At 71.5% G+C, this 14,392-nt stretch carries 12 protein-coding genes; 8 read left to right on the top strand and 4 right to left on the bottom strand.

The features are described 5' to 3' along the window. Nucleotides 1-56: 56 nt before the first annotated feature. Complete coding sequence (locus OG883_RS34400; RefSeq protein ID WP_266549974.1) at nucleotides 57-1,214, top strand: ROK family transcriptional regulator; 1,158 nt, start codon at nucleotides 57-59, stop codon at nucleotides 1,212-1,214. A 75-nt stretch (nucleotides 1,215-1,289) separates the two neighbouring features. On the opposite strand, the gene OG883_RS34395 is transcribed toward OG883_RS34400, so the two are convergent. Together OG883_RS34395 and OG883_RS34390 are read right to left on the bottom strand one after the other, a co-directional pair. Further along, nucleotides 1,290-2,054 (bottom strand): GntR family transcriptional regulator, encoded by a 765-nt coding sequence (locus tag OG883_RS34395; RefSeq protein WP_266549971.1) that lies wholly within the window; start codon nucleotides 2,052-2,054, stop codon nucleotides 1,290-1,292. A 250-nt stretch (nucleotides 2,055-2,304) separates the two neighbouring features. Next, a complete protein-coding gene (locus OG883_RS34390) occupies nucleotides 2,305-3,189 on the bottom strand; it encodes an RNA polymerase sigma-70 factor (protein ID WP_266549969.1) in 885 nt (294 codons plus the stop codon). A 173-nt stretch (nucleotides 3,190-3,362) separates the two neighbouring features. Here OG883_RS34390 and OG883_RS34385 point away from each other — a divergent pair, with 173 nt between their 5' ends. Continuing rightward, on the top strand, nucleotides 3,363-4,193 hold the full coding sequence (locus OG883_RS34385) for an alpha/beta fold hydrolase (RefSeq protein ID WP_266549966.1): 831 nt from the start codon (nucleotides 3,363-3,365) through the stop codon (nucleotides 4,191-4,193). 220 nt (nucleotides 4,194-4,413) lie between these two features. On the opposite strand, the gene OG883_RS34380 is transcribed toward OG883_RS34385, so the two are convergent. Then, nucleotides 4,414-4,833, bottom strand: coding sequence for a VOC family protein (locus OG883_RS34380; RefSeq protein WP_266549963.1), 420 nt, complete (start codon nucleotides 4,831-4,833; stop codon nucleotides 4,414-4,416). A gap of 202 nt (nucleotides 4,834-5,035) precedes the next feature. Here OG883_RS34380 and OG883_RS34375 point away from each other — a divergent pair, with 202 nt between their 5' ends. From OG883_RS34375 to OG883_RS34350, 6 genes are all read left to right on the top strand, one after another. Next, on the top strand, nucleotides 5,036-6,613 hold the full coding sequence (locus OG883_RS34375; RefSeq protein WP_266549960.1) for an alkaline phosphatase: 1,578 nt from the start codon (nucleotides 5,036-5,038) through the stop codon (nucleotides 6,611-6,613). Nucleotides 6,614-6,669: 56 nt separating this feature from the next. Further along, a complete protein-coding gene (locus OG883_RS34370; RefSeq protein ID WP_266549957.1) occupies nucleotides 6,670-7,089 on the top strand; it encodes a hypothetical protein in 420 nt (139 codons plus the stop codon). A gap of 143 nt (nucleotides 7,090-7,232) precedes the next feature. Next, nucleotides 7,233-7,496, top strand: coding sequence for a transcriptional regulator (locus OG883_RS34365; protein WP_266553071.1), 264 nt, complete (start codon nucleotides 7,233-7,235; stop codon nucleotides 7,494-7,496). Nucleotides 7,497-7,559: 63 nt separating this feature from the next. Then, nucleotides 7,560-9,044, top strand: a complete 1,485-nt coding sequence (locus OG883_RS34360; RefSeq protein WP_266549955.1) for an SWIM zinc finger family protein — start codon at nucleotides 7,560-7,562, stop codon at nucleotides 9,042-9,044. After that, on the top strand, nucleotides 9,041-11,779 hold the full coding sequence (locus OG883_RS34355) for a DUF6493 family protein (protein ID WP_266549954.1): 2,739 nt from the start codon (nucleotides 9,041-9,043) through the stop codon (nucleotides 11,777-11,779). Before OG883_RS34360 ends, OG883_RS34355 begins: the two co-directional genes overlap by 4 nt. Nucleotides 11,780-11,855: 76 nt before the next feature. Next, nucleotides 11,856-13,223, top strand: a complete 1,368-nt coding sequence (locus OG883_RS34350) for a GNAT family N-acetyltransferase (RefSeq protein WP_266549952.1) — start codon at nucleotides 11,856-11,858, stop codon at nucleotides 13,221-13,223. Here OG883_RS34350 and OG883_RS34345 read toward each other — a convergent pair. Continuing rightward, a complete protein-coding gene (locus OG883_RS34345) occupies nucleotides 13,159-14,358 on the bottom strand; it encodes a PLP-dependent aspartate aminotransferase family protein (RefSeq protein ID WP_266549951.1) in 1,200 nt (399 codons plus the stop codon). The two genes, OG883_RS34350 and OG883_RS34345, sit on opposite strands and share 65 nt — an antisense overlap. Nucleotides 14,359-14,392: the final 34 nt, after the last annotated feature.

Below are 14,392 nucleotides of genomic sequence, written 5' to 3'. Positions count from 1 at the left end.
CCAGTTGCCAGCGAGTACGATCCGCTTGACATGCGCGCGAGCTGGGAGGACACACGGTGGGGCGGCTGACCGGCGGGGACCCGTCGCTGCTGCGGCGTATCAATTCCGCGGTGGTACTCCATGCACTGCGGGGCGCTGACTCCCCCACGCTCACCGATCTGACCCGGATCACCGGGCTGTCCCGGCCGACGGTGGAGGGCGTGGTCGAGGGGCTCATCGAGGCCGGTCTGGTGGTCGAGAGCGTTCCCGATGAGGGCGGGACCCGCCGTCAGGGACGTCCGGCCCGGCGGTTCAGGTTCCGGGCCGAGGCCGGTCATCTGCTGGGGATCGAGATCGGACCGCACCGGGTCGCCGTGCTCCTGTCGGGCCTGGACGGGCGCATCATCGGCGCCGGTTCCCGCGAAGTGCCGGAGACGGCGCCCGCGGACGAGCGGCTGGAGCGGGTACGCGTGGTCGTCGCCGAAGTACTGCGGCGGGCCGGTGTCGCGCGCAGCAGCCTGCGGGCGGTCGGGGCCGGCTCCCCGGGGATCGTCGAGGCCGACGGGACCGTACGGCTGGGGACCGCGCTGCCCGGCTGGACCGGACTGGCGCTCGGCGAGCGGCTGCGCAGATCGTTCCGGTGCCCGGTGCTGGTGGAGAACGATGCCAATGCCGCCGCGGTCGCCGAACACTGGAAGGGTGCGGCAACCGAGTCGGACGACATCGTCTTCGTGCTCGCGGGCCTCAGCCCCGGTGCGGGGTCGCTGATCGGCGGGCGGTTGCACCGCGGCTTCGGCGGCGCAGCCGGTGAGATCGGTGCGCTGCATCTGCTGGGCCGCGAAGTGACCCCGGAGAAGCTGCTGTCGACGACCGACGAACCGCTGCACCCACTCGACGAGCAGGCGGTGGCCGATGTCTTCGCCCTCGCCAAGCAGGGCGACTTCCGGGCACAGGCGGCGGTCGAACGGTTCATTCAGCGTCTTGTGCACGATGTGGCGGCGCTGGTGCTGGCCCTCGATCCGGAGCTGGTGGTGATCGGCGGCTGGGCCGCGGGCCTGGACGGCGTACTCGATCCGCTGCGCGACGAGCTGGCCCGCTACTGTCTGCGCCCCCCTCGGGTGGCCCTCTCTTTGCTCGGCGAGGCGGTTGTGGCGACCGGCGCACTGCGCCTTGCCCTCGATCATGTCGAGGAGCAGCTCTTCGCCGTGGAGAGAACGGTGACGGCCCGCCGCTGAGCATGAGCTCACGTGCGAGCTCACGTGCGACGGGCCGTAGGAAGAGGAGCGGGCAGGCCCGGGCGAGTGCGCTGCTCAGGACGCGCGGCGCTCCTGGTCGTGGTGGCTGATCTCCACGTCGCCCGAGTCCCCGAAGGTGAGCCGGCAGGTGTCGGCGCGGTAGGTGGCGACCGAGACGGCAGCGGTCCTGCCCGCCGAGAGGTAGCGGGTGGTGACGACCAGGACGGGCGCGCCCGGCAGCCGGTCCAGCTCCTTGGCGTCGTCGGCGCGCGCCGACCCCAGCTCCACGGCGCGGTCCTGGCCCTCGAGGTCGAGCCGCTGGAGCTCACGCAGTACGGCGCGGGCGCGAGTGGGCCCCGACGGCGCGTCGATGGCCGAGAGCTCGGGCACGGACGAGGCCGGCACATACAGCAGCTCTGCCGCGACCGGCTGTCCATGGGTGACGCGCAGCCTGCGCACGGTGTGCGTCTCTTCGTCGACGTCCGTGTCGAGCAGACGGGCCACCGACAGCGGCGGCACCACTGTCGTGCAGTCGACGGACTGCCAGACCTCCTGGCCGGCTCCGGGCCAGCCGTGCTGCGTGGTCGAGACATCGACGCCCATGCGCGGCGGGGCGACGGTCGTGCCGACGCCGCGGCGGCGCTGCAGCCGGCCCTCGAGCTCGAGCTGCTCGAGTGCCTGCCGGAGGGTGGCGCGGGCGACTCCGAAACGAGCGGCGAGATCGCGCTCGTTCGGCAGGATCTCCCCGACCGCGAAGTCCGAGTCGAGTGCTTGGCCGATCACGGTCTTGAGGTGCCAGTACTTAGGCTCCGGCACTGTTTCCAGCTGCGTGGTCCCCACCCTGATCCTCCGCAATCGCCGTGTCAGCGGCGGCTATTTCCGCGCCCTTGTTTATTAAAGGTTCTTGCACTAACTCTGCCGACCATAGGACGGCCCACTCCTTTGGTCAAGACCAATGCTGTGCCGGTCACGCAGCGGAACGGACTGGATTCGCAGAGCGTTCACACGACGTTCGTACCCTGTGGGGCGCACACGGCAAAGACCCCGTGGCCGAATCTGGACACGGGGTCTGACGTGCGACGGAAGCGTCCTACACCGAAGCCAGCGAGGTGAGTTTGTCGGGGTTGCGTACGACGTAGACGCACTGGATGCGTCCGTCCAGAACCTCCAACTGGAAGACGCTGTCCGGCTTTCCCGCGGAGAGGACGAGCAGTGCGGGGGAACCATTGAGCTCCACGAAGCGGAGTTCCATCTCCTGGATCGGCTGCTGCGCCACCGCGCAGAGGAACCGCCCCACCTTGTCGGCGCTCTCCAAGACACGCAGCGGCGCCTTGGACTTGCCGCCGCTGTCGCCCACGAGGCGGACATCGGGTGCCAGCAGGGACAGAAGTTCCTCCAGGTCACCGCCGGACGCGGCGGCCAGGAAGCGCTCGGTCAGATCGCGGCATTCGGCCGGGTCCACGTCGTAGCGGGGCTTGCGCTCCTCGACGTGCCGGCGCGCTCGGCCCGCGAGCTGCCGCACGGCCGCCTCGGACCGGTCGAGCGTGGTGGCGATCTCTCCGTACGGGAATCCGAAGGCCTCGCGCAGGACGAACACCGCGCGCTCCAGTGGCGACAGCGCCTCCAGAACGACCAGGACGGCGAGCGATACGGAGTCGACGAGAACGGCGCGTTCCGCCGCATCGGGGACGGTGTGCCCGAAGTCCGTGGCGATCGGCTCGGGCAGCCAGGGGCCCACGTATGCCTCGCGCCGCGACTGAACGTGCCGCAGCCGGTCGATGGCCAGGCGGGTGGTGATCCGTACGAGATAGCCCCGCGGCTCGAGGACGTCGGTCCGCTCCTCGGCCGACCAGCGCAGCCAGGCGTCCTGCACCACGTCCTCGGCATCGGCCACGCGACCGAGCATGCGGTAGGCCACACCGGTCAGGACGGGCCGGTTCTCTTCAAAAACGTCGGTCACGGAATCTGTAGCCACCCCTCCATCCCAGCCGACCGCGCATCGGCTGTCCAGGCGACATGGGTGCGTCACTCAGCACACTGAGCGACGGCATCCGTGCGGCCCCTTGAACTGAAAGCTACCGAACGGTAATTGTTACTGACAGGCTGTCTACAACGTACGTACGCGGGCGAAAACAGGGAGCAGCAAGCATGGCCGAGAAAATCTCGTTCTCCATCGCGTCACCCCGGGGCAGCCACGCGCTGTCCGTCACCTATGAGCGCGCCGGCGCCGGTGAACCCCTGCTGCTCCTCCACGGCATCGGGCACCACTGGCAGGCCTGGGAACCGGTGATGGGAATCCTGGCCGCCGAGCGCGACGTCATCGCCGTCGATCTGCCCGGCTTCGGCACCTCCCCCGCACTGCCCCACGGCGTGCCGTACGACCTCGGCACCGTGTCCTCGATGCTCGGCTCGCTCTGCGAGGCACTGGAGGTCGAGCGCCCCCATGTCGCGGGGAACTCCCTCGGCGGACTGTTCGCCCTGGAGCTGGGCCGCGCGAAGCTCGTACGGTCGGTGACGGCGCTGTCCCCCGCCGGTTTCTGGTCGGCGGGCGAGCGCCGCTATGCCTTCGGCACACTGCGCGCGATGCGACTGGGGGCCCGGGCGATGCCGCTGCCGATGATCGAGCGGCTGTCCCGCACAGCCGCCGGGCGGGCGGCGATGATCAGCACCATCTACGCCCGGCCGGGGCGGCGTTCAGCCGAGGCGACCGTCGCCGAGACCCTTGCCCTGCGGGATGCCACCGGATTTCACGAGACGCTCGCCGCCGGTCTCGACGTCCTGTTCACCGACGATGTGCCGGATGTGCCGGTCACCATCGCCTGGGGCACCCAGGACCGGCTGTTGCTGCGCCGCCAGGGCATCAGGGCCAAGCACGCCATCCCCGGTGCGCGGCTCGTCCGGCTGCCGGGCTGCGGCCATGTCCCCATGAACGACGACCCCGCGCTCGTCGCGCGCGTCATCCTGGACGGGAGCCGCTGACCTGAGCGCGGGAGCCGCCGACCTGAGGGCGGGTCGCCGACCTGAGCGCGAAGGCCCCCGGGGCGAGCGTCACTCCCGCGGCGACCGGCGCGCTGCCCGCCGCCTGTGCCACGCCGTACGTCCTTGTGCTCGCGGCGGGCGCGGCCAGCGCGCCCGGGGCGGGAACCGGACCGGACCGGAGAAGGGTCACACGCATCCGGCCCCGCCCCGGTGAAAGGTCTCAGGCCAACGGGTCGTTGGACCAGCCACGTCGGCACAGGACCAGTCGGTAGCCGTCGGGGTCCTCGATGGTGACACCCCACTCGTTCCAGTACGGATTGGGTGAGGTGACCCGCTTTCCGCCGTGCTCTTCCAGCCGGGCCACCAACTCGTCCGGCACCGGCTCCTCGAGATAGATCACCAGCAGATCCTCCTCGGTGGGGCGCGGCTGGACGGGGCGGCCGGCCTCATGGACCAGTTCGAGGTGCCAGGAGGCGTCAGGGCGGGCGAGCATCAGCAGCGCGTGCTCACCGGGTGCCTCGCCACCCTCGTCCCGGTAGACGACGCCGAGGCCGAGCCCTCCGGACCAGAAGCGCTCCGCCGCCCCCAGATCGCGGGACGGGCGGGCAATGCGGATGTGCGACTGACCGTCGAACGGCATCGAGGTCCCCCTTCGTCCCCCGCACCGTACACAGCCCGTGATCAAGAGATCGATCGGTCATTGGTCCTGCATCGCACGGCGTAGGGCCAGTTGTCCCGTGGGGGTCGTGGGTCCGTTGTTCACTCGGGGTTCGCGTGCCCGCCTCGGCCGGGCACTAGGCATGGCACGGCACACCGGCCCGACCTGCCCAGGAGGCGCAGCGATGTCCCACAGCCCGCGGATTTCGTCCCCCGACCGCCGTTCTGTTCTGCGCGGCACGCTCGCCGCCTCTGCGGCGCTGGCACTGCCCGCGGTGAGCGCGGCGCCCGCGCTCGCGCGTTCCGGCCGCCCGCGCGCCGCGTGGGGTGTGCAGACGGGCGGTGTCACCTCCTCGTCCGGCCTGGTGTGGGTGCGCTCCGACCGGCCCGCCCGGATGATCGTGGAGACCTCCGCGACGGAGTCCTTCCGGCGCGCACACCGGTGGCACGGCCCGCTGCTCGGCGCGGGCACCGACTTCACCGGAACGACGTCGCTGCGCGGTCTGCCCGCGGGTGAGCAGGTGCACTACCGCGTCACGCTCGCCGACCCCGACGACCCGCGCCGCACCGGCGAGCCGGTGTACGGGACGTTCCGTACCGCGCCCGCGAAGCGCCGCGAGGGCGTCCGTTTTCTCTGGTCGGGCGATATCGCGGGGCAGGGCTGGGGCATCAACCCGGACATCGGCGGTTTTCGCGCGTACGAGGAAATGCGCGCTCTCGACCCGGACTTCTTCCTGTGCAGCGGGGACACGATCTACGCGGACGGTGTGATCGAACCGAGTGTGACGCTGCCGGACGGCCGGATCTGGCGCAACATCACCACCGAGGAGAAGTCCAAGGTGGCCCAGACACTGGCCGATTTCCGCGGGAACTTCCGCTACAACCTGCTCGACGAGAACGTCCGCCGCTTCAACGCCCAGGTGCCGACGGTCGTGCAGTGGGACGACCACGAGGTGCGCAACAACTGGTACCCGGGACAGATTCTCGACGACCCCCGCTACGCCGAGAAGAGCGTCGACGTCCTCGCCGAGCGCTCGATGCAGGCCTTCGGAGAGTACTTCCCGGTCTCGACACTCCCCGCGCACCGGCGCGAGGGCCGCGTCCACCGGGTGGTGCGCTACGGTCCGCTGCTGGACGTGTTCGTCCTCGACATGCGTACGTACCGCAACGCCAACTCCCCCGGCCGGCAGCCCGCCGACGAGCACGGCATCCTCGGTACCGAGCAGCTCGCCTGGCTGAAGCGTGAGCTGTCGCGATCGCGCGCGACGTGGAAGGTGATCGCCTCGGACATGCCGCTCGGCCTGGTCGTGCCGGACGGCTCCGCGAACTTCGAGGCCGTCGCGCAGGGCGACCCGGGCGCTCCGCTCGGCCGCGAGCTGCAGATCGCCGAGCTGCTGCGCTGCATCAAGCACCGCCGGATCACGGGCACGGTGTGGCTCACGGCGGATGTGCACTACACCTCGGCCCAGCACTACGCCCCGGAGCGGGCGGCCTTCAAGGACTTCGCCCCGTTCTGGGAGTTCGTCTCGGGGCCGCTGGCCGCCGGCGGCTTCCCGGCCAACGCCCTGGACGGCACCTTCGGCCCCGATCGCGTCTTCGTCCGGGCACCGGAGCGCGCGAACCTCTCACCGCTGGAGTCCCCGCAGTACTTCGGGGAGGTCGACATCGACGGCGGCAGTGGCGAGTTGACGGTACGGCTGCGCGCGGAAGGCGGAACGGTCCTGTTCAGCAAGGTGCTTCAGCCCGGGCGGGTGGGGCAGTAGGCGTACGGATCTCTCCCTATTTGCCAGATTGGAAAGTAACTGCCATTGTCGCAAGTATGACCGAACAGATGGACGCCGCAGCGGCGTTGAAGCACGCGAACCAGGTGGAGGGCGCCACCCGCCGCGACAGCGGGTGGTACGCGCGGTATCTCGTGGTCTTCGCCGTCGGCCAATTGGTGCTGGTGCCGATGGCGGTGCTCTGGCGCGGGCCGGCCGCGGCGATCGTCTTCTCCCTCACCAATGGCGTGCTGATCGGTGGTCTCAGCCTGTACGCCTCCCGGCAGCGCGTCATTCGCAGGGGGTTCGGCGCACGGCACGGCTCGGTGATCGGGTCCTGGGGGGTGGCGTTCGGCGTCACTGTCGCGCTGGGCGGTACGGCCTTCGAGGACAGCGCATTCCTCGCCGTGGCCGGTGCCCTTGCCTGCGCGCTGCCTCCTGCGATCGGAGCATGGCTGGAGACGCGGCGGTCGGCATGACGGAGAAGACCGAGAAGACCGGCACACCGGAGAAGCCGGAGAGGCCGGAGAGGCCGGAGAGGCCGGAGAGGCCGGAGCACGAGGCGAAGTCGGAGAGGGAGGCGAAGGAGGCGGGCACTCATCCTCGCCACGCACTCGCCCCGCTGCTCACCTCGCCCGTCCGGCTGTCGATCGTGGCGGCCCTGGCGCCGCTGGACAAGGCCGAGTTCGCATTCGTACGCGATCTGGTCGAGGTCACCGACTCGGCTCTGTCCAAACAGGTCGCCTCGCTGGAGGAAGCCGGCTGGGTCACGGTGGCCAAGGGCCGGGTGGGGCGGCGGGCGCGGACCTGGCTGGCCCTCACCCGTGAGGGGCGGGCGGTCTACCGGCGGCATCTGGAGGCACTGCGCGCCATCGCAGGCACCTGACGGGACCCGTGACCGTTCCCCGGCCGGGCTCGATTGTCAGTGGCGGGTCCTACCGTCTTTTCCATGACGCGATCACTGCAGGCGATTGCCTACCACCGACCGTCCGCTCTTGAGTCCTCACAGGGCGGACGGCTGCTCGGCCTGGAGACGTCGGGTGGCCTCACACCGAGAGGTGCCGAGGCCCATCCTCACTTCTTCTCGGGCTTCCTGGCGTCGCCGCAGTCGGCCGCGCGGGGGCTCCTCGCGGTCGCGGATGTGGCGGGCGCCCGCTACTTCGACCGCAGCCTTCGCCCCGTGCTCGACCCGGTGGTGACGGGGAACGGCGACCGGCTGCGCTTCGAGTCCTTCTCCGGCTGCTGCGGGGTCTATGCCCGGCTCGACGTACTGCCGGAGGGGCTGGACAGCGCGGAGACCGGTCACGGCACGACCAATGTGGACGTCAACAATCCGCTGCGCGAGGCGCTTTCACGCATGACCGGCGACGACCCGCTCCATCTGCGGGTGGGGCCCCAGGAGTTGGCGGTCACCACGCTCGACGGCGCGGTGGTGGAGAAGAAGGTTCCGCTGCCGGACCGCTGGCTGCGGGGGTTCGCCGAGGCACAGGTGGCCACCGTCGGTTTCGATCTGCGGGCCGAGCTGCCCGCCGCCGAGGCGGTGCGTTTCCTGCGCGCGCTGCCGCGCGCGTCCGGCAACGCCTCACGGGGCGCGATGTGGGTCGTACCGGCCGGGAAGACGTTGCGGCCAACCACCCGGCCGGTGGCGGGGGCCGTGTGCCTGCCCGGTCCGGAGCGGCTGGCGGCGCTGCAGCGGGTGCTGCGGCAGGCGACGGCGCTGCGGGTGTACGGCCCCGCGGCCGACGGCGCGGCGACGACCGCGAGTGCCTGGGAAGTGGTGCTGCCGGGGATGCGGCTCACCCTCACCCTGTCGCCCGAGGTCTCGCGCGGATTCTCCGGCGAGGGCGGGGTGCTGGAGGCGCTGGCCACCGAGGAGGCGGCTGCGGACGCCGAGCTGGTCTCGGTGCTGCTGGCGTGGGAGCCGAGGATCGACCCGGCCGACCTGGCCGCGCAGTCCGGTCTGACCGTCGAGCGGGTACGGGCCGCGCTGACCCGGCTCGGCACTGCGGGCCGGGTGGGCTACGACATCGCCGAAGCCGCGTACTTCCATCGGGAGCTGCCGTACGACTCCGATCGCGCGGAACGACACAACCCGCGGCTGGTCGCCGCTCGCACGCTGGTCTCCTCGGGGGCCGTGGAACTCACCGGGGAGCCGGCCTCCGTCGTCTCGGGCGAGCGGCGGTACCGGGTGAGAGAGGAGGACGGGGTGCTCAGCTGCACCTGCCCGTGGTGGGTCGGCTTCCAGGGCAGGCGCGGCCCGTGCAAACACGCGCTGGCCGTGCGCATGGCCCGGCGCCGAGCCACCGCCGGCGCCGCGGCCGACAGCGCGAACACGACCAGGACCGGGACCACCGCCGGGACCGGGACCACCGCCGGGACCGGGACCGGGGAGAGTGCCCTCACCGCCGTCCGGCGCGCCGGAGGTGCGCGATGAAGCAACTGCTCGACGCCGTTCGTGAAGGACGGTTCAGGGATGTCCCGGGGCTGCTCAAGCCGCTGACGCCGGCTGAACGCAGGGCTTGTCTGGCCGAGTTGAAAGCTCTGCGTACCGAGCTGCGCGGCTTCGGCTGGGAGCGGTGGCAGGAGCGCTTCAAGATCCTTCGGGCACTGCTGCCGGCGGGCGCCGGCTGCCACACGGGCGCCGCGGCCGCGGCCGCCTGGATCGGCGCCCGGGATCTGCGCATGGGGGACCGGCCGGTGTACACCGTACTGCTCGAGGTGCTGTCGGACCGGTCCCCCGGCTGGCTCGGCGATGTTGCGCACCGGCTTGCCGGGCGGGCCTCGACCGTGCAGGAGGACTACCCGCTGATTCATGAGCTGGTCCGGCTGGCGAAGTGCGCGGTGCCCACGACGGACGGTTACGTATACGGCTGGGCGGAAGCGGTCGCCTCGGCGCGCGGCCCGGGGCTGCGTTCGCTGGGCAAGGACCCACAGGTGCGGATCCTGGCACCGCGGCTGTTCGAGACTCCCGAACTCGCCCCCACGCTCAGCTGGTACGACGACCCCGACGCGCCGGGGCACTGGCCGTCGGCGCTCAGCGACCTGGCCGCTGAGGGGGTGCTGGACAGGTCGATGCTGGTGGACTCGTGTGTTTCCCGGCTGCTGCGCGGCGGACAGCCCGGTGACATGCGGTTCTTCCTGATACTGCTGCGCCGTCTCGCTCTGACGGCGGAGGAGGAGCGAGCCCGTGTCTCCGACTGGATCGGCATGGCGGCCGACGGGGCGTCGACGGTGGCCGCTCACGCGCAGAGCGTGCTCGCCCGGCTTGCGGAGAGTGGCGAGCTCTCCTCCCGGTCCCTGGCCGAGGCGTCGGGTTCCGTTCTCTTCCGTAGTGAGAAGAAGCTGGTGCGGGCTCAACTGGTGCTGATCGGGAAGGTGTTGCGGCTGCGGGATGCGGAGGCGGCGCGCGAGCTGCTGCCGGTGGCCGCCGAGGCGTTCGGCCACGAGGACGTGGGTGTGCAGGAGCGGGCGCTGAAGCTGGTAGGCCGGTATCTGCCCGTCGCCGACGCCGCACTGCGCGAGGAACTGGCCGCGTCGGCAGTGCTGTTGAGCCCGGTGCACCGGCCCGCTGCTGTCGAGATCTTCGGCGCGCTGCCGGAGGAGGACTCGGGGGCGTACGAGGAGACCCTGCCGCCCGCCCCGGAACTCCGGAGGCCGGCCCCGGCTCCCGGTTCCGTCGCGGAACTCGTGGAGGACGTGCTGGTTCTGACGCGGCCCGGCAACGGGCCGAGTGACTTCGAGCGCACACTGGACGGTCTGGTCCGGCTCGCCCACCGGGAGCCGGAGGCGCTGACCGAAGCGCTGCGCGGCGCGCTGGCCGGTCGCTGGTGGCTCGACGGAGATGCGCCGTGGGACCCGGACGACCGTTTCTCGGCGCATCCGCATGGGGTGGAGGTGGTTGCGGCCGCGCTGCTGGGCAGGGTCAGCGTCCAGGCCCTCGACCGCTGTCGTGCGCGGTCGCCGCTGGGGGACTGCGCACACGCGGGGCTCGTGAGCGTCGTCCATGCCCGCCTGTGGGAGGCCGCCTACTTCGTACGGACCGAGCCCCTGCCGTTTCTGCTTGCCACACCCACCTGGCACACCGGCGCGCTGGACCCCTTCGACCTGGTCGAGCGGTTGCGTGACTACCAGCGGCTCGGGGCCACTCCGGCGCCGGTGGACTTCGGGCAGGCCCTGCTGCGGGTACGACGGGGCGGGGATGCCGCCGCGGCGGAGGCTGCGGCGCGGCTGGGTACCGACGAGGGCGACCGCCTTGCCGCGTGGATCCGCAAGGGGGAGCCCGCCATACCGGCGCTTCGGACCACGACCGAGCCGGCAGAGGCGGCCACGACCGGGACCACGCGGCGCCTCTTGACCGAGACCAGGGAACGGCTGGCGATTCAGCGGGCGTTCCCCCGGCCCCTTCGCTGGCTGGGCCGCCCGCACTCCGTCTCGCACGGCTGCTGTTATCACTCGACGGGCCGTCAGCACTGGACTGCCGTGCTTCCGCACGACCGCGAGACGCTCGCCACCTGGCTGCTGCCGGGGGTGAGAGCCTGCGCGGAGGACGATCAGACCGGTGGTACCTGGTGTCTGCCGCTGCTCGCCGAGGCCGGCGGACCGGCGGGACCGGCCCTGCACCTGGCCCTGGCCACCGGTCTCGGAGCCCGTCGCGCCGAGGACAGGCTGGCGGCGGTGGACGGGCTGCTGGTGCTGGCCGCCCGCGGACAGCTGGACGGCGGGCGGCTCGGCCGGCTTCTGTCCGGGCTGGTCGTGCCCGGCACGGTGAAGCCCAACCGGCTGGCCGAGTCCGCCCGCACGGCTGCTGCCACCGGTGCGTATGCGACGACCTGGTCCGTGCTCGCCGCCGCACTGCCGGGCCTGCTGACCGGTGATGTTCCTGCCCGTGGGCTGGGAGAGATACTGGCGGTGGCCGCCGACTGCGTGGAGCGATGTGGTGCAGGCCTGTCAGGGTGGGGCTCAGCGGGCGCGGTCCCCTCGGCTACGGACGTGGACACAGACGCGGACCCGGTCAGTGACACGGCGGAGATACCGGGGTTCTCCGCCCTCGCCGCTCTCGCCGGACGCGGGGGGTCGTCCCAGCTGGTTGCCCAGGCGTCCCGGTTGGTGGCCGCGTTGCATCACGGAGGCGAACACTCCACGCCAGAAACGGCGAAAAGCAGCCGATAGCCATCCAGATCCGCACTTAACCTGTCAGTCACAAAGCGTTGGTGATCACGCAACACGACTCGGTCACAGTGTTGCCATGACAGATGTGACTTCTGCGAAGAGTGCCCGCCGTCCACACCACTGGCGGCGGGATCTCATCGAGCTGGCAGCCTTGTTCACCGCCGTCGCGGTCGCCGACGCCGTCGCGAACATGATCGGGCACACACCGGACGGTCCGTTCCTGCTCATCGCCTCGGCCGTGGCCCTCGTCGCCACGGCCGCCTTCCACACATGGTGGGCACGACACCACAGTCATGCCCCTCCGACGGCGGGGCCCGCCGCGACGGGCCCCGCCACCCAGGAAGAGGGGCGCGAGACCGCGTTGTGGAGGATGCGCACCACCGTGCAGGACACGCCCGGCAGCCTGGCGGCGCTCTGCACGACCCTCGCCCGGCACCGGGTGGACATCCTCACCCTGCAGACCCACCCGCTGGCCGACGGTACGGTCGACGAGTTCCTGCTGCGTGCCCCCGCGTCCCTCCAGGCCCAGCACCTCACCCGGGAGGTCTCGGCGGCGGGCGGCACCAGCACCTGGATCGAGCGCGCCGACGCCCACGATCTCGTCGACACCCCGACCCGGGTCCTCGGCCTTGCCACCCGTACGGCGCTGGACGCGGCCGAACTGCCGCTCGCACTGCGCCAGTTGCTCGGCCGCTGCACGATCCACTCCCTGCCTGCCGTCTCGCTGACCGGCAGGCCCACCGGGGACACCCCGCCCGTGGAGGGTGTACTGGAAGAGACGGTAATGCGCCTGCGCGACCCGAACGGCGGCGCCATCACCGTCGAGCGGCCCTATCTCCCCTTCACACCGACCGAGTTCGCCAGGGCCCGGGCCCTGGTCGAGCTCGACGCCCGGCTCGGCTCGCGCATCCCCCGCAGCGAGGACGTCCTCACCCTCCCCGAGGGCAACGAGATCACCGTACGGCGCGTGGACCAGAGTGATCTCGCAGCCGCCCGCGCCATGCACGACCGGTGCTCCGAGCGCACTCTGGGCCTGCGCTACCACGGCCCGGTCGGCGACGCCGACCGCTATCTCAACCACCTGCTCAGTCCGCGCTTCGGCCGTACTCTCGCCGTCCAGACGGCCTCCGGCCGGCTCGTCGCCCTCGGGCATCTCCTCTGGGACGGCGACGAGACCGAGGTCGCGCTGCTCGTCGAGGACGACTGGCAGCGCAGGGGCATCGGCTCGGAGCTGCTCGGCCGCCTGGTCGCACTCGCGACCGAGGCCGGCTGCGGCAGTGTCTATGCCGTCACCCAGTCCTCGAACACCGGCATGGTCGCGGCCATGCGCGGTCTCGGCCTGCCGCTCGACTACCAGATCGAGGAGGGCACGCTGGTGGTCACCGCGCGACTCGACGCGACTCCCGTGCGTCCACTCCCCCGCTACGAACAGGCTGAGCGCTGAGCGCCTCGGTCAGATCCCGCCACAGGTCCTCAACGTCCTCAAGACCGACCGACAGCCGCAGCAGCCGGTCGCTGACGCCCGCCGAGCGCCGGTCTCCCTCCGCCACGATGCGGTGGCTGATGGAGGCCGGGTGCTGGATCAGGGTGTCGACGCTGCCGAGACTGACGGCCGGCGTGATCAGCCGTACGCCCGAAATCACCTGGTGCGGGTCCCCGTACACCTCGAAGGAGACCATCGCCCCGCCGATGCTCGGATAGTGGACCCGGGCGATCCGCGGGTCGGCGCCCAGCCGTCGGGCCAGGTCGGCCGCGGTGACGGAGGCGGCCCGGACCCGTACCGGCAGGGTGGAGAGACCGCGAAGGAGCAGATATCCGGCCATCGGATGCAGGACGCCGCCGGTCGCGAACCGCACCTGGCGCAGCTTGCGGGCGAACTCCTCGTCACAGGCCACCACCCCGCCCATCACATCGCCGTGCCCGCCCAGATACTTGGTCGCGCTGTGCAGCACGATCCGCGCGCCCTCCTCGAGAGGCCGCTGAAGGACGGGCGTGGCAAAGGTGCTGTCGACGAGCAGCGGCACCGAGCCGCAGGCGTGCCGGACGGCGCGCAGGTCGATCTCCGCAAGGGTGGGGTTGGCGGGCGTCTCCACCATCACCAGACCGGTCTCGGGCCGGATCGCGTCGGCGATGCCCGCGGGGTCGGTCCAGGTCACCTCGGTCCCGAGCAGGCCGGCATTGAGAAGATGGTCACTACATCCATACAGGGGCCGCACGGCGACCACATGGCGCAGCCCCATGCTCGCCCGCACCAGCAGTACGGCGGTGAGGGCCGCCATCCCGCTGGCGAAGGCCACCGCGCTCTCGGCCCCTTCCAGCCGGGCGAGCGCCGTCTCGAAACGGGCCGTGGTCGGATTGTCCAGCCGGGCGTAGACGGGCGGGCCCTCCGGCCGCTCACCGGTGGCCGCGAAGGCGTCGATCCGCGCGGCCTCCCCGGCGGCATCGTGCGACGGGTAGGTGGTGGACAGATCGATCGGCGGGGCGTGCACGCCGAGCTCCGCGAGATCGTCGCGTCCGGCGTGCACGGCTTCGGTGGCCAGCGCCCGGGGTGCGGGGGCGGCGAGAGCTGCGTTCTCCATGGCGGCACTGTGAACACTTGGCGGAAGGTATTGG

This window comes from Streptomyces sp. NBC_01142 (genome assembly GCF_026341125.1).
Classification (GTDB): domain Bacteria; phylum Actinomycetota; class Actinomycetes; order Streptomycetales; family Streptomycetaceae; genus Streptomyces.
This window is presented reverse-complemented; position numbering and strand designations above follow the sequence as displayed.